At 60.4% G+C, this 15,066-nt stretch carries 15 protein-coding genes; 9 read left to right on the top strand and 6 right to left on the bottom strand.

Features of this window, described 5'->3' with window-relative positions; translation table 11 throughout:
* Together C5J26_RS16470 and C5J26_RS16475 are read left to right on the top strand one after the other, a co-directional pair.
* Complete coding sequence (locus tag C5J26_RS16470) at window positions 1–1,734, top strand: Na/Pi cotransporter family protein (RefSeq protein ID WP_105402731.1); 1,734 nt, start codon at window positions 1–3, stop codon at window positions 1,732–1,734.
* A 120-nt stretch (window positions 1,735–1,854) separates the two neighbouring features.
* The gene (locus C5J26_RS16475; RefSeq protein WP_105402732.1) at window positions 1,855–2,892 is read left to right on the top strand and encodes a DUF808 domain-containing protein; all 1,038 of its coding nucleotides are present in this window, start codon (window positions 1,855–1,857) and stop codon (window positions 2,890–2,892) included.
* Between the two features lie 33 nt (window positions 2,893–2,925).
* Here C5J26_RS16475 and C5J26_RS16480 read toward each other — a convergent pair whose 3' ends face one another.
* Window positions 2,926–3,891: a magnesium and cobalt transport protein CorA gene (locus C5J26_RS16480; protein ID WP_105402733.1), complete on the bottom strand. Its 966-nt coding sequence runs from the start codon at window positions 3,889–3,891 to the stop codon at window positions 2,926–2,928.
* A 189-nt stretch (window positions 3,892–4,080) separates the two neighbouring features.
* On the opposite strand from C5J26_RS16480, the gene C5J26_RS16485 reads away from it, so the two are divergent.
* Window positions 4,081–4,383: a YkgJ family cysteine cluster protein gene (locus tag C5J26_RS16485; protein ID WP_105402734.1), complete on the top strand. Its 303-nt coding sequence runs from the start codon at window positions 4,081–4,083 to the stop codon at window positions 4,381–4,383.
* A gap of 124 nt (window positions 4,384–4,507) precedes the next feature.
* Here the strand turns inward: C5J26_RS16485 and C5J26_RS16490 are convergent, their stop codons facing one another.
* The 4 genes from C5J26_RS16490 to C5J26_RS16505 all read right to left on the bottom strand — a co-directional run bounded on the left by C5J26_RS16490 (window position 4,508) and on the right by C5J26_RS16505 (window position 7,736).
* Window positions 4,508–4,771 (bottom strand): hypothetical protein, encoded by a 264-nt coding sequence (locus C5J26_RS16490; RefSeq protein ID WP_105402735.1) that lies wholly within the window; start codon window positions 4,769–4,771, stop codon window positions 4,508–4,510.
* Between the two features lie 174 nt (window positions 4,772–4,945).
* Complete coding sequence (groL, locus tag C5J26_RS16495) at window positions 4,946–6,577, bottom strand: chaperonin GroEL (protein WP_105402736.1); 1,632 nt, start codon at window positions 6,575–6,577, stop codon at window positions 4,946–4,948.
* Between the two features lie 65 nt (window positions 6,578–6,642).
* Window positions 6,643–6,939: a co-chaperone GroES gene (gene groES / locus C5J26_RS16500; protein WP_037079031.1), complete on the bottom strand. Its 297-nt coding sequence runs from the start codon at window positions 6,937–6,939 to the stop codon at window positions 6,643–6,645.
* A 188-nt stretch (window positions 6,940–7,127) separates the two neighbouring features.
* Window positions 7,128–7,736 (bottom strand): J domain-containing protein, encoded by a 609-nt coding sequence (locus tag C5J26_RS16505; RefSeq protein ID WP_105402737.1) that lies wholly within the window; start codon window positions 7,734–7,736, stop codon window positions 7,128–7,130.
* Window positions 7,737–8,086: 350 nt separating this feature from the next.
* On the opposite strand from C5J26_RS16505, the gene C5J26_RS16510 reads away from it, so the two are divergent.
* From C5J26_RS16510 to C5J26_RS16525, 4 genes are all read left to right on the top strand, one after another.
* On the top strand, window positions 8,087–8,296 hold the full coding sequence (locus tag C5J26_RS16510; protein ID WP_046632143.1) for a cold-shock protein: 210 nt from the start codon (window positions 8,087–8,089) through the stop codon (window positions 8,294–8,296).
* 125 nt (window positions 8,297–8,421) lie between these two features.
* Window positions 8,422–8,646, top strand: coding sequence for a hypothetical protein (locus C5J26_RS16515; protein WP_105402738.1), 225 nt, complete (start codon window positions 8,422–8,424; stop codon window positions 8,644–8,646).
* Entirely contained in the window at window positions 8,643–9,659 is a 1,017-nt protein-coding gene (locus tag C5J26_RS16520) for a sensor histidine kinase (protein ID WP_245441187.1), read from the top strand. Before C5J26_RS16515 ends, C5J26_RS16520 begins: the two co-directional genes overlap by 4 nt.
* A 228-nt stretch (window positions 9,660–9,887) precedes the next feature.
* On the top strand, window positions 9,888–10,109 hold the full coding sequence (locus tag C5J26_RS16525; protein WP_046605889.1) for a hypothetical protein: 222 nt from the start codon (window positions 9,888–9,890) through the stop codon (window positions 10,107–10,109).
* Window positions 10,110–10,206: 97 nt separating this feature from the next.
* Here the strand turns inward: C5J26_RS16525 and C5J26_RS16530 are convergent, their stop codons facing one another.
* Window positions 10,207–11,553 (bottom strand): dicarboxylate/amino acid:cation symporter, encoded by a 1,347-nt coding sequence (locus C5J26_RS16530; RefSeq protein WP_371681924.1) that lies wholly within the window; start codon window positions 11,551–11,553, stop codon window positions 10,207–10,209.
* Between the two features lie 221 nt (window positions 11,554–11,774).
* On the opposite strand from C5J26_RS16530, the gene C5J26_RS16535 reads away from it, so the two are divergent.
* Together C5J26_RS16535 and C5J26_RS16540 are read left to right on the top strand one after the other, a co-directional pair.
* On the top strand, window positions 11,775–13,628 hold the full coding sequence (locus tag C5J26_RS16535; RefSeq protein ID WP_105402805.1) for an ATP-binding protein: 1,854 nt from the start codon (window positions 11,775–11,777) through the stop codon (window positions 13,626–13,628).
* Window positions 13,625–14,986 (top strand): sigma-54 dependent transcriptional regulator, encoded by a 1,362-nt coding sequence (locus tag C5J26_RS16540; RefSeq protein ID WP_105402739.1) that lies wholly within the window; start codon window positions 13,625–13,627, stop codon window positions 14,984–14,986. Before C5J26_RS16535 ends, C5J26_RS16540 begins: the two co-directional genes overlap by 4 nt.
* Window positions 14,987–15,066: the final 80 nt, after the last annotated feature.

The following is a 15,066-nucleotide window of genomic DNA, read 5'->3' on the forward strand; positions in this document are numbered from 1 at the left end:
ATGAATATTGATATCTTTAAGGATATCCTGGTTCCCGTCATCGGCGGCCTAGGCATTTTCATGCTTGGTCTCGAGTTCATGTCGAACGGCATCCAGGCACTCTCCGTCAACAAGATGCGGGCGTTCCTCGCCAAGGCTGCGGGGACGCCGATCAAGGGCGTAATTGCCGGCACGGTCATCACCGGCGTCATTCAATCCTCCACGGCCATGACTGTCATGGTCGTCGGCCTTGTGAATGCGGGCGTCGTCGGCCTGCGGCCGGCCATCAGTGTCATCATGGGTGCCAACATCGGCACGACCCTTGGAAACGGCCTGATCGCCCTGCCGCTTGGTCCCCTCGGTCTGATCTTCGCCGGCACGTTCTCGCTGGTCTATTGTTTTGCCAAGAGCGAGAAGGTGCGCAACATCGCACTGGCCTGCATGGGTTTCGCGCTGATCTTTTATGGCCTCAATCTGATGACAGGTGGCCTTCGTCCTCTGCGCAACATACCCGAGGTCATGGCCGTTCTGTCGACGTTGACGGCGGACTCCTATTATAACCTGATCAAATGCGTGCTGATCGCCGCCGGCGTCACCGCGATGATCCATTCCTCGTCCGCGACGATCGGGATCGTCATGGGTCTCGGCGCGGCCGGCGTCCTCGATTGGACGACGGCGGTTGCCTTCTCATTGGGTGCCGATCTGGGGACCACGATCACCTCGTGGATCGCCTCCCTCAATCTTTCGAAGAATGCCAAACGCGCCGCCTATGCGCATATGTCCTTCAACATTATCGGCGTCTGCATCACCGTACCGTTGTTCTTCGTCTCGATCGATGTGCTGGCATGGGCGATGCAATGGTTCGGTGGCGATCCGGGTGTCGCCGTCGTCATCGAGGGCAAGGAAACGTTTCCGCTGGTTCCCGTGGCCGTCGGTCTCTATTCAACGTTCTTCAACGTCTTCAACACGGCGCTGCTGTTTCCCTTCGTCGGCGTATTCGACCGGATCCTGTCGCGGATCGGCCGCACAGATTCCGGGGATGCGGAGGATTACTCGACACCGAAATTCCTCGACCGCAAGCTTGCCGGCAACTTTGCCCTTGCGGTTCCGGCAGTGCAGAAGGAAACCGCTCGGCATCTTCAGGCCGGCGCCATGTTCCTGGACATCGCCCGTTCCGCCAAGTCGGCACCGTCCGATCCGGGCGAACACTATCTCGCCACCGATATCCTCAGCCGCGATATTCGCGATTATACCGCTTCGCTGATGAAGGAGGACTTGCCCTACGAGCAGCTCGATCTCGTGGCAAGCCTGATCGAGGAGGCGGATTTTACCGCGGCCCTGACGGAATCGATGCATCAGGTCGCCCGGCGGGTAAGGCGTGAAAAGTTCAGCAGCCAGGCCCAGGCGATCGTCGATGTCGCGTTGAACAAGCTGGGGACTGCCCTGCAGGAAATCATGCCCGATCACGGCGTCGCCCGTCCGGATATGCCCGCCGGCCATGTCAGCCTTCCCGATGTCGAGGAACTGCGTGCCCGCACGCTGGCGCTCGGACCCAATGCCGGCGCTGCGGAACGCGGCACCATCCTCGCGCTGCTCGGTTCGATCGAACGGGCGCAGATCCTGATCCACCGGATCGATGCGGAGCGCAAGTCTGTGAACCGGCAAAGCATCCTGTCGCGCGTGCCGCGCAAGCGAGACGAACAGGCTCGTCCCGTCAGCAACGAGGGCGGGTTCAGTCCGATGCCGGCCGAGTAACGGACATTGCCGTCGAGATCTGCACGTGGCATCTTCGCGATAGAAGATGCCACGTCCTCGCGTTAAGGGATGACGGCTACCCGTTGCCGCTGCGCAATCTCTTAACCCACGGAGGCTCGAATGAGCGTTGGCTTGATCGCCCTTCTTGACGATGTCGCGGCCTTGGCGAAAATGGCCGCCGCATCGCTCGACGATATCGCCGGACAGGCGGCCAAGGCCGGTGCGAAAGCGGCAGGCGTCGTCATCGACGATGCGGCGGTCACGCCCCGCTATGTGACCGGATTTTCGGCGGAACGCGAATTGCCGATCATCGGCAAGATCGCGCTCGGTTCGCTGAAGAACAAGCTTCTGATCCTGCTCCCCGCCGCGCTCGTCTTAAGCCTGGCGGCACCCCAGGCCATCACGCCGCTGCTGATGATCGGTGGACTCTACCTCTGTTACGAGGGTGTGGAGAAAATCTACGAAATGCTGCTGCCGCATGCTGCTCACACCCATGAAACGGCCCTTGAAACGGCAAGTTTCGGCGCCCAGTCGCTCGAAGACGAGAAGGTTGCCGGCGCGATCAAGACGGATTTCATCCTGTCGGCCGAAATCATGGCCATTACGCTCGCCGCGGTGCCGTCAGGCAGCGTCATCACGCAGGCCTTTATCCTTGCGGCCGTGGGATTGAGCATAACGGCCATGGTTTATGGTGGCGTGGGGTTGATCGTGAAGGCCGACGATCTGGGCCTGATGATGGCGCGTGCGCAGACGGCGCCGCCCGTGGGGCCGTTCGTGCGCGCCATCGGACGAGGGCTTGTCACCGGCATGCCGTATTTCCTGAAAATGCTGGGTATCGTGGGAACGGCCGCGATGATCTGGGTCGGCGGCGGCATCATCGTCCACGGCCTTGAGGCTTATGGTCTCGCTGGCCTTGCACATCTGATCCATGATGCCGGGGAGGTGACCGCGCATGCGATCCCCGTTCTGCCCTCCGTGCTGCGCTGGATCGTCGAGGCGGCAGGAGCGGGCATCGTCGGTATCGTCCTCGGCTTTATCACGATCCCGGTCGCAGGCTACGTTATCTCGCCGATGTGGCGCTATTTCAAATCGCTCCTACCGCGTCGCCGGCGCAAGGAGGCATTGGCGGACCAGAAGAAAGTTCATCGGCAGCAATGATCGATAGGTGGACGGCGCGGCATCGTGAAGGCGTCAGATCCAGCGAGCGCGCTTGAACCGGATGAAAAGCGCGATGCACATGACGGCGATGACTGCCAAAACGACGAAATAGCCGTAGCTGGTTTTCAGCTCCGGCATATTGTCGAAATTCATGCCGTAGATGCCGGCGATCGCCGTCGGAACCGCGAGAATGGCGGCCCAGGCCGCCAGTTGCCGCGTGATCGTGCCTTGTCTTTGCTGTTCCAGCAGATTGCTCGCCTCGAAAACCGACGTGATCACGTCGCGCAAGCTTGCGACCATCGTTTCGACGCGGTGCATGTGCTGCAGTGCGTCCCGGAAATAGGGCTTGGCTTCCCTGTCAAGCGACGGCAAATCGAGGTGATAGAGCTTTCCGCAAAGGTCGAGCATTGCGTCCAGCACCCGCTGAAACAGGATGATTTCCCGCCGCAGCTTGAAAATGCGCTTGATCTGGTTGCGGTCCAGAAACGCATCGAGCATCTTTCTTTCCATGTCGAGCACGGAATCCTCGATCGTGCGCACAATGGGAAGATAGCCGTCGATAATGAAATCGAGAATGGCGTGCAGGATATAGTCGGTGCCATGGCATAGCGTCTGCGGCGATGTTTCCAGCCTGCCGCGCAGCTCTTGATGTCCGCGCTCCGAGCCATTGCGGACCGTTATGATATAGCGCTTGCCGACGAAAATCGCTGTTTCCCCATAGGTGATATGGTCGGCTTCCAGCTGCGCCGTCTTCGCGATGACGAACAACTGATCGTCATAGACGCTGAGCTTCGGCATCTGCAGCGGACTGAGCGCGTCGGCGATCGAGAGTTCGTGCAGGCCAAAACGGCTTTGCAGCATCAAAAGGTCGTCGCGGGTGGGCTTGTGCAGGCCGATCCACACGAATTCGTTGTCCATTGCCGGGATCGCCGCCTCGTCGAACGGCACGGCCTCGACTCGCCGGCCGTCGCGATAGAGAAAAGATGCGGCGACGCTCATGCAGCCTCCTGGATTACCATGATCATGCGGCGCCCTTCGGGGCATGCCTTGCGCTGTGATACCCGCAATCTCACGACCTTTTTGTGACTATGCGACACCGACCGCCGGGTTTGCCGGATCGTGGTCAGGTATCATCACGTGTGGCGCACCTTTGTGGAGTTTCGGTCGGCGCCGTGATATGAGACGGTGATGACCTTATCGAACGATTTTGATTGCCAGTCATGCGGTGCGTGCTGTTCGTTTTCCGCCGATTGGCCACGATTTTCCATGGAAAGCGAAGCCGCCCTCGATCTGTTGCCGGCACGTTTCGTCGCTGCGGATGAAGGAGGAATGCGTTGTGAAGGATCCCGTTGTTCTGCATTGTCAGGGCAGGTCGGCGTCGGCACATCCTGCATGGTCTACGAGATCAGGCCTGACGTTTGTCGCGAATGCCTTCCGGGAGACGATGCCTGCTTGATGGCGCGTGACGCTTTCGCATTGAATTCCGCGTAGAGTTCGCTGACATTTCTGTCCCGCCCCTGGCGATCGGATGCAGACTATTCACCGCGTCTCAGGTGGTTCACCGGTCGATCCCCCGAGGCGTAGGGATACGGATCGGTCCTGAATCGCCAAAAACCTACATCTGCGACATGTCATCCAGCAGGTTCTGTGCCAGTTCGCTGATGGCGGTTTCCGCTTCCTCCAGGTTCCAGCCGACGTTTTCGGCGCGTTTTGCAAGGCCGGCCAACACTGGCGGCAGATTGCCGCCAGCCGTCGCCACGATATCGTCCGGCGTCAGTCCCTTTGCAAGCTGAAGAAAGACTTGCTCAAGGGCTTCCTGGCAACCGATATCCCTGTCCGGATAGGGTTCGGAACTGCGCGGCCTGTTCAATACAACCATTTGACCCTCATCTTATGCTGCAGCCTGAGCGGCTGGCAGATACTGCGGCCCAGGCCGCGTCCGCCGCCACCAGGGCGGCCCATCGATATTTTTCTGCCTATACGAACGAAGGGCCCCGATCGATCGGAGCCCTTCATAGCAGAAGACGTGATCGAGTTCCCGATGGGAACCCGTTTACATCATGCCGCCCATGCCGCCCATGTCAGGCATGCCGCCAGCAGCATCCTTCTTGGGCAGGTCGGCAATCATGGCTTCCGTCGTCACCAGCAGGCCGGCAACCGAAGCCGCGTTCTGCAGGGCCGTGCGAACGACCTTGACCGGATCGACGATGCCCATGGTGATCATGTCGCCAAATTCGCCGGTCTGGGCGTTATAACCGAAGTTGTCGGTATCGCTTTCCAGGATCTTGCCGACCACGATCGAGCCTTCGCCACCGGCATTCTCGGCAATCTGGCGAACCAGGGACTGCAAGGCCTTGCGGATGATGCTGATCCCGGCATTCTGATCGTCATTCTCGCCCTTGATGTCGAGAACGATCGAGGCGCGAAGCAGGGCCGTGCCGCCGCCAGGCACGATTCCTTCTTCGACCGCTGCACGCGTTGCATTGAGGGCGTCGTCGATGCGGTCCTTCTTTTCCTTGACTTCGATTTCCGTCGAGCCGCCGACGCGGATCACGGCAACGCCGCCAGCGAGCTTGGCCAGACGTTCCTGCAGCTTCTCACGGTCGTAGTCGGAAGTGGTTTCCTCGATCTGAGCCTTGATCTGGGCGATGCGCCCGTCAATATCCGCCTTGGTGCCTGCACCATCGACGACGGTGGTGTTCTCCTTGGTAATCGAGACCTTCTTGGCGCGGCCGAGCATCTCGAGCGTGACGTTCTCGAGCTTGATGCCGAGGTCTTCGGAGATCACGGTGCCGCCGGTCAGGATCGCAAGATCCTCCAGCATGGCCTTGCGGCGGTCGCCGAAGCCCGGAGCCTTGACGGCAGCGATCTTGAGGCCGCCACGCAGCTTGTTGACGACGAGCGTCGCAAGGGCTTCGCCTTCGACGTCCTCGGAAATGATCAGCAACGGCTTGCCGCTCTGGACGACGGCTTCCAGGATAGGAAGCATGGCCTGCAGGTTGGAGAGCTTCTTTTCGTGCAGCAGCACGTAGGCATCTTCCAGCTCAGCCACCATCTTTTCGGCATTGGTGACGAAGTAGGGCGACAGGTAGCCGCGGTCGAACTGCATGCCTTCGACGACTTCGAGTTCGGTTTCGGCGGTCTTGGCTTCTTCGACGGTAATCACGCCTTCGTTGCCGACCTTCTGCATCGCGTCGGCGATATACTGGCCTATTTCCTTCTCGCCATTGGCCGAGATGGTGCCGACCTGGGCAATCTCTTCCGAGGTGTTGATCTTCTTGGCCTTGGCAAGCAGGTCCTTCACGACGGCGGTAACGGCGAGGTCGATGCCGCGCTTCAGGTCCATCGGGTTCATGCCGGCTGCAACGGCCTTGCCGCCTTCGCGAACGATCGCCTGGGCAAGAACGGTCGCGGTCGTGGTGCCGTCGCCGGCGATGTCGTTGGTCTTCGAAGCAACTTCGCGGACCATCTGGGCACCCATGTTCTCGAACTTGTCGTCAAGTTCGATCTCCTTGGCGACGGTAACGCCGTCCTTGGTGATCCGCGGTGCGCCGTAGGATTTGTCGATCACGACGTTGCGGCCCTTCGGACCGAGCGTCACCTTCACTGCGTCGGCGAGAATATCGACGCCGCGCAGCAGCTTCTCGCGTGCATCACGGCCGAATTTGATCTGTTTGGCAGACATGGAAAAACTCCCGGGCCGTTGGCCCCATGGTCTTCGTCAAAAGGAAATAAGGAAGCGGCCGAAGATCAGGCGATGACGCCCATGACGTCTGCTTCCTTCATGATCAACAGGTCTTCGCCATTGAACTTGATCTCGGTGCCGGACCACTTGCCGAACAGGATGCGATCGCCTGCCTTGACATCGAGGGGAACGATCTTGCCGCTCTCGTCGCGGGTGCCGGTGCCGACGGCGACGATCTCGCCTTCCTGCGGTTTTTCCTTGGCGGTGTCGGGAATGATGATGCCGCCCTTGGTCTTGGCTTCAGCCTCGATACGGCGCACGACGACACGGTCGTGCAACGGCCGAAAATTGGTATTGTTCATTTTGGGTTCCTTAGCGAGAGCGCAGCCCAATGGCGGGTTCCCGATCGGATATCCTTAGCACTCTTATGCCAGGAGTGCTAGCGCCATTCGTGCCTTGGTGGTGATCCGGCATCGGCGGCGACGCTGGCTCTCTTCGCCAGGGGACGGGCGGCCGACATCGAGACCGCCAGCGGGTCGCCGCCGCGTATTTAGCAAAAGCCGTTGAGCTTGAGGATCTTATGGGCGTCGATCGACGCCTGAAGCTGATCCTCCGAGTTGCGCTCTCCATGGTTCGCGTCCGGATGATGCATCTTGAGCCTTTGCTTGTAGCGGCTTCTGATCTCCTCCGGCGTTGCATCCGGTGAAAGGCCAAGCGTCTCGAAAGCCTTGGCTTCCAGTACCTTGAGCTTGCGTCGCTGAAGATCCACGTTTGCGGCCTGGCGTTGTGCAGCGCTTTTGCGTGCGTTCGTCGCCTTTGCGGAACCGGAGCGGGCCATGGAGGGGAGCGGCATCTCCGAGGCTTTTTTGATACCGGTGCCCCAGGTCGGGCGGCTGCCGCTTGCCGCTTCCCTCTGATAGCGCGCGATCAACGGGTCGGAGAGGTTTGGCGCAAAGTTATAACCTTTGCCATATTCCTTTACATGCTCAGGACAGAACAGCAGATAAAGCCCTTCGGCATCCCGCCCGACAGGAGCGCGATGAGTGCCACCCTTTTCGCATCCGTCCCACTGGCATTTCGGATGGTTGGGTTCGTGGTGCGGAGCCGGTTTTTTGCGGATCGACCGTAGGCCGACAAATATCTTTGAATCAGACGTCATCGCGCCTTATATGGCGGTCCTGCGCCAGCAGGCAAGGAGTATGGACAGGCCAACCACAGAGCAGTCCGTTGCTGCGGCAGTTCTGCGCCCAGCCGAGCGGGCTGAGGTCCACCTGTGAGAGCCCTTTTGCTGTGCCGGGACGCAAATTCACCGAGACGTCCAAACTAAAAGTTGACTCACGGGCAGATAGCCTCTATTTACGGTTTATCGATCTTTTGCTTGCTGAACTTTGGTTTCCGCGCGATTGGCACCGCGCCTGACGAACTTCCCTTTCAAAATCAATCGCTATCACTATCCGCAGGGCTTTGGCTCTGGGGTCACTCAATCTTGCTTTGAAAGGGTTCATCATCATGACCACAGGCACAGTTAAATGGTTCAATTCCACCAAGGGCTTCGGCTTCATTCAGCCTGACAACGGCGGCGCTGATGCGTTCGTACACATTTCTGCCGTCGAGCGCGCCGGAATGCGGGAAATCGTCGAGGGCCAGAAGATCGGCTACGAACTCGAACGCGACGCAAAGTCCGGCAAGATGTCGGCTTGCAACCTGCAGGCTGCCTAACCAAAAGCGGCTTCCGCTTTGACCACGGATGTACTGGCACCGCTGGAAGCTGATTTTTTAAGGGCCGGGCATCATGTCCGGCCTTTTTGTTTTCGATCCTGCATAGTTTGCAAACAGGAGCCGTCATGACGCACAGCAAGACCCGGCAGCAGGCCGAAATGGCCTTTGACCAGGTTCAATCGCAGTTCTTCGCGCGCGACCACGCGGTCGAAGAGCTGGATTATGTCGCGCAGGTACGGGAGGCGAAGACCCTGCGTCTTCGCGAAGCCCGCCTTGCCAGGGAGGAGCGCGATCGAAATGCAGCGCTCGCCATCGCGCTCGCGAAGCGCGCGAAACAGAGACAGGTGTGAGCAACGCCGTGACCGAGAGTCGCCCCGCCGAACATCCCGAATGGGGATTGGAGCAATTGCGCAGCGCAATCCATGCGGCGGGCGTGGCCCTATGGTCCTGGAACGTGGATACTGACCGCTTCGTTATGGACGGTCACGGCTTTACTCTCTGGAACGTCACGCACGATGTTGCCCTGACCTTCGAGCACCTGTCCGAGAAAATACATCCGGCCGACAGGGACCGGGTGAGGGCAGCCTTTGTCGCGACACGCGCTGTGATCGGCCCTTACGAGATCGACTTCCGCATCCTCGTGGGATCGGACGTGCGATGGGTATCGGCGCGGGGACAAGGCAGTGATGCGGGCATCAAGAACCGGGCGATGACGGGTATTTTTCTGGACGTCACGGGGCGAAAGCAGGCCGAAGAAAGCCATGAACTCCTTGCGGGCGAAATGAGCCACCGGGTCAAGAACCTGCTTGCCATCGCGTCGGGCCTCACTCTGATTACCTCACGATCCTCTGCATCCATCGAAGACATGACGAAGCAGCTGACCAACCGGCTGACCGCACTCGGCCGGGCGCACGATCTTGTTCGGCCGTTACCGAGCGGCCAGGGCGATGCCGCGCTTCTCGGGGACATCTTTACCGTTTTGCTCGCTCCCTATGACGACGATGGAGCTTTTGCCGGAAGAATCAGAGTAGCCGTTCCGCGTCTCGGCGTCGGCCAGGCGGCTGCGACGGGTCTGGCGCTCGTCGTCCACGAACTGGCAACCAACGCCTTGAAGTATGGCGCGCTATCGGTGTCGGAAGGCACGCTCGATGTCTCGGGTACGATGGTTGGGGATGACGTCGAAATTCGCTGGACGGAGAGAGGGGGGCCTGAAGTCAGCGCGCCTGAGGGGCCTGGCGGATATGGGAGTAAGCTTCTCCGCCGCACGCTGGCTGGCCATCTTGGCGGCGCCCTCGAGCACGTATGGTCTATGGAAGGGTTGCTCGTGACCCTGCGCATCGATGGCGTTCGACTGTCGCTCTAGCCTTCAATGAACGGAAACGCCTGCACTGCAGCGTCGGTGCCTTCTCATATTTGACCCTTTCATTGATGAACTGCGGAAACGCGGCGATTTGGCCGGCTGTCCAGAATATCCAACCAGCTGATAATCCTTGGGCCGTTTCTTTCGGGCCGCTTGAATACTATGCGGATAGATGCTGGCCATCATTGCCGAGGCGATATAGAAGCCAGGTTCAGCAACAGGCAGATCGCGATGGATGACTCGATCAAGATAGACAATCGCGGCGACTTCGGGCTCTGGGCCATCGAAGTGGCCAAGCAGATCGTCAGCGAACAGGGTTTCGACCTGGCCAACGCTTCGCGGAGCGGCACGGAGGACGAGCTACGCGTCGCCGGCAACGCGCTGGGGCAGGCCATCACCAATGCACTCATCGAGGTGTATGACGGTCTGCTCGAAGGCGTGCCTGAAGAATAGAGCCGCGCTTATCCCGAGACACACGTGTGTTCTACGGAAACGGGAAAGGCCGCCGGCTGGCCAGCGACCTTTCTTCGGCTGCGATAGAAACAGGCGATTATTCGGCAGGCTGGCCCGACGGTATCAATACCGCGTTTTCGGCGTCGGCGCCGCCTGCCATGGCGGCTGCAAACTGTGTCCGGTCCAGCTCGTTTTCCCAGCGCGCGACAACGACGGTCGCGACCGCATTGCCGATCAGGTTGGTGAGCGCCCGGCATTCCGACATGAAACGATCAATGCCGAGGATCAGCGCCATGCCGGCGACAGGCACGGAGGGAACGACCGAAAGGGTCGCCGCCAGGGTGATGAAGCCGGCGCCGGTAATGCCTGCAGCTCCTTTCGAGCTCAGCATCGCGACCAGCAGCAGCAGGACCTGGTCGCCGAGTGTGATCGGCGTGTCGGTCGCCTGGGCGATGAAGAGCGCGGCAAGCGTCATATAGATGTTGGTGCCGTCGAGATTGAAGGAATAGCCGGTCGGAATAACCAGCCCAACCACCGAGCGCGTGCAGCCGGCGCGTTCCATCTTGGCCATCAGGCCGGGCAATGCCGCTTCTGACGAGGAAGTGCCAAGCACAAGCAGCAGTTCTTCCTTGATGTAGCGGATAAGCGAGATGATCGAGAAGCCGTTGTATCGGGCGACGGCACCAAGGACGACCAGAACGAACAGGAGCGAGGTGAGATAGAAAGTGCCGATCAGCATGGCAAGATTGGCAATCGAACCGATGCCGTATTTGCCGATGGTAAAAGCCATGGCGCCGAAAGCGCCGATCGGGGCCGCCTTCATCAGGATGGTCACGAGACGGAAGATCGGCGCGGTCAATGCCTGCAGGAAATCGAGAACGGGACGGCCGCGGTCGCCGACCATGCCAAGTGCGATGCCGAACAGAACCGAGAAGAACAGCACCTGCAGGATATCGCCCTGTGCGAAGGCGCCGACGATCGTGTCCGGGATGATGTTCATCAGAAAGCCGGTGATCGTGGCGTCATGGGCCTTCGCCGTATAGGTCGCCACTGCCTTGGCGTCGAGCGTGGCCGGATCTATGTGCATGCCGGCGCCGGGCTGGACGACATTCGAGACGAGGAGGCCAACGGCGAGCGCAAGCGTCGAAAAGGCCAAAAAGTAGATCATCGCCTTGCCCGCGACACGCCCGACCTTCTGCAGGTCGGCCATGCCGGCGATACCGGTTGCCACCGTCAGGAAGATCACCGGCGGGATAATCATCTTCACCAGCTTGATGAAGGCATCGCCGAGCGGCTTCAGCGACGCGCCGACATCCGGGTAGAAATGACCGAGCAGGATGCCGGCGGCAATTGCCACGAGAACCTGAAAATAAAGGTGGCGGTAGAAAGGAAGTTTGTCGTGCGTTGGCACATCGGAGATCGTTGCGTTCATCATGTCCTCCATGGCGCCCCAACCAATTGGCCTCCCGGGGCGGCGGCGTTACTGTTGCTGCAGGTGTGCTGCTGGTTTTGCTGGAGCAACATGCGTGCCAGAGAGGTGGCTGACGCCTAACCCATTGATTTTCAATGTTAAGACTGAACGACGGAAGTGGTTCCTGAAGCCTGCCGTGCGGATTTCCGCCATTGGTCTTTGCTTTTTATGCGGATTTATGCACACATCCGGTGATGCTTGAGCAGCGCCGTCGAGAGAAATCGGTCAGGGATCCCGCCTTCGGGTGGACACCATGGCCTGCCTTTGCCTTCGCAGCTGCCGCGATCCTGATATCCGCTCTTTATGCCGCCGGTCTCTACGGCCGCAGTTCCGCAATCGGAGCGCTCCTCGACCAGGGCCGCGCCGATGCCAATCTCAAGGTTGCGCTGCTGCGTGCGGTGCTGGAAAGACCGCGAGCGCTTCCCCTGCTTCTGGCCGAGGATCAACAGGTGGTCGGCGCGCTGGCGTCGAGAAACGTACAGAGCGTCGGCGCCCTGGACCGAAAATTGGAAGGGCTGGTGGCCCGCACCCATGCCTCCGTTCTCTACGTCACCGGCAGGGATGGCATTGCGGTCGCATCCAGCAACTGGCGCGAACCCTTAAGCTTCATCGGCAACGACTATTCCTTCCGGGAATATTTCCAACGGGCGATGGAGAACGGAACGGCAGAGCATTTCGCCCTGGGCAGCGTCAGCAAGCGCCCTGGACTGTACATCTCGCGGCGGGCCGAAAATCAGGCCGGTGCGCTCGGCGTCGTTGTGGTGAAGATGGAATTCGACCAGCTGGAAGGCGATTGGCACGACGCCAACCGTCCCGTCTATGTCACCGACGCCGATGGTGTCGTCTTGATCGCCAGCATTCCGTCCTGGCGCTTCATGACCGCCGCGCCGCTGCCTGTGGAACGGCTTGGCGCCATCCGCCAAAGCCTGCAATTCGGCAACGCGCCATTGGCGCCTCTTCCGATCGTGCGGCAGGAATTGCTTTCGGAGGACGCATCGATCGTTTCGGCGGTTTTGCCCGGAACAAGCGCAGGTGAGTATCTTCGCCTTCTGACGCCGGTTCCGTCGACATCTTGGCGGCTTGAATATCTCGTGCCGACCGAGCCATCCGTCGCCGCTGCGGTCCGCGGGGCGCGGCTGCTTGCACTTGCGGTGCTCGTTCCGATCCTCGCACTGATCGCATTCCTTTTGAGGCGGCGGCAGATGATCACCATTCGCATCGCCGCGGAGAAAACCCTGCGCGTGGAACTGGAGCGCCGTGTCGCGGAACGGACCGTGGATTTAAGCCGTGCGAGGGACCTCCTGCAGGAAGAGATCGCCGACCATCGCAGCACCGAGTCGAAACTGCAGGTCGTACAGCAGGAGCTCGTGCAGGCAAATCGCCTTGCGATCCTTGGTCAGGTTGCGGCCGGGGTTGCCCATGAAATCAACCAGCCGGTCGCGACCATCCGCGCCTATGCCGACAATGCACGTGTCTTCCTGCAACGGAACCGGAAAGCCTCGGCGGAGGAAAATCTCGGCGAGATCGCCGCCCTGACCGAGCGGATCGGCATGATCACCGAGGAACTCAAGGCCTTCGGACGCAAGGGACGAACGCCGCCCGAAGCCGTCGATCTGCGGGGCGCTATCGAAGGCGCGGTGGTGCTTTTGAGAAGCCGCTTTGCCGGGCGGCTGGACATACTCCAGATCGGTCTGCCACCACCCGGCCTTGCCGTCACCGGCAATCGGGTCCGCCTCGAACAGGTGCTGATCAATCTGTTCCAGAATGCCTTGGAAGCGCTGGAGGGCAGAACCGAGGCAAGTGTCAATGTCTCGGTGGAGACACTGGCGGACGAGATCGTGATCCGGGTCTCCGACAATGGCCCCGGTATCGATCCATCGGTTAGAAGTTCGCTCTTTTCGCCCTTCAACACGTCCAAGGAAAAGGGCCTCGGCCTCGGTCTGGTCATCTCGAAGGATATCGTCACTGACTATGGTGGTCGCATCGAGGTGGAAAGCGGCGAAACCGGCACGACTTTCATTGTCTATCTGCGCAAGGCGGTATCATGAGCAATCCAACACCCGTCGTTCTGGTTGACGACGACGCCGACCTTCTCAAGGCGACCGCCCAGACGATCGAGCTTGCGGGCTTTGCGGTCTCCCGATTTTCGAAGGCGTCCGACGCGCTCGTCCGGATCGACGATGGTTTCGCGGGCGTCGTCGTTTCCGACATCCGGATGCCCGAGATCGACGGGCTGCAGCTCTTCGATCGCGTCCGCAAGCTCGATCCGGACCTTCCCGTCATCCTGATGACCGGCCATGGCGATATCCCGATGGCCGTCAAGGCGATGCAGGACGGAGCTTACGACTTCATCACCAAACCTTTCGCCGCGGACCGCCTGGTGCAGGCCATTCGCCGGGCTGCCGAAAAACGGCGGCTGATACTGGAGAACAGGACGCTCCGCGATGTGGCCGAACAGGCACGCGACGACCTGCCGCTCATCGGTCAGTCCGCGGCCATGGAGCGGCTGCGAAGAACGCTTCGCCAGATTGCCGATACGGACGTCGACGTTCTGGTGACCGGAGAGACCGGTAGCGGCAAGGAGGTCGTTGCCAATCTGATCCATCGATGGAGCCGGCGGTCGAAGGGCAGTTTCGTCGCGCTCAATTGCGGCGCGCTTCCCGAAACCATCATCGAAAGCGAATTGTTCGGCCACGAGCCCGGCGCCTTTACCGGCGCGCAGAAAAAGCGCGTCGGCAGGATCGAATATTCGAGTGGCGGCACCCTCTTCCTCGATGAAATCGAAAGCATGCCGCCCGCCACGCAGATCCATATGCTGCGCGTCCTGGAGGCGCGTGAGGTGGCACCTCTCGGCACCAACGAGACGCGGCCGATCGACCTGAGGGTCGTGGCGGCCGCCAAGGTCGATCTTGGCGATCCCTCGCAACGCGGCGCATTTCGCGAAGACCTCTACTACCGCCTCAACGTCGTCACCATCTCCATTCCGCCGCTGCGTGAACGGCGCGACGACATCCTCCTCCTCTTCGGATTCTTTTGCGAACGGGCCGCCAAGCGGTTCAACCGTCAAACGCCCGCTCTGTCATCTTCTGCCCGTCATCACCTCGAAACCCATCATTGGCCGGGAAACGTCCGCGAACTGTCCCACTTTGCAGAACGCTTCGTCCTCGGGCTTGCAGGGGAGGACGACGGGGCGATGGTGCCGCTGGAGGCAGCCACCCTGACGCTGCCCCAGCGTCTCAACCAGCATGAAGCGGAAATCCTCCGTGAGACGCTGGCCAGCAACGCAGGCGATGTCCGCCGTACGATCGAGGCGCTCGGAATTCCGCGAAAGACCTTTTACGACAAGCTCCAACGGCACGGGATAGAGCGTGCCTCTTTCGACCAGGGCGTCAAGCCGGCCAGATAGAGCCTCAAGGCCGCAGGCAGACTTTGTCGGCATGCATGTGATACCGAGGCGGAAAGCCCCAGAAAACGTCGGCCGCCATC

It is taken from the genome of Neorhizobium sp. T7_12, assembly GCF_002968535.1.
Lineage (GTDB): Bacteria > Pseudomonadota > Alphaproteobacteria > Rhizobiales > Rhizobiaceae > Neorhizobium > Neorhizobium tomejilense.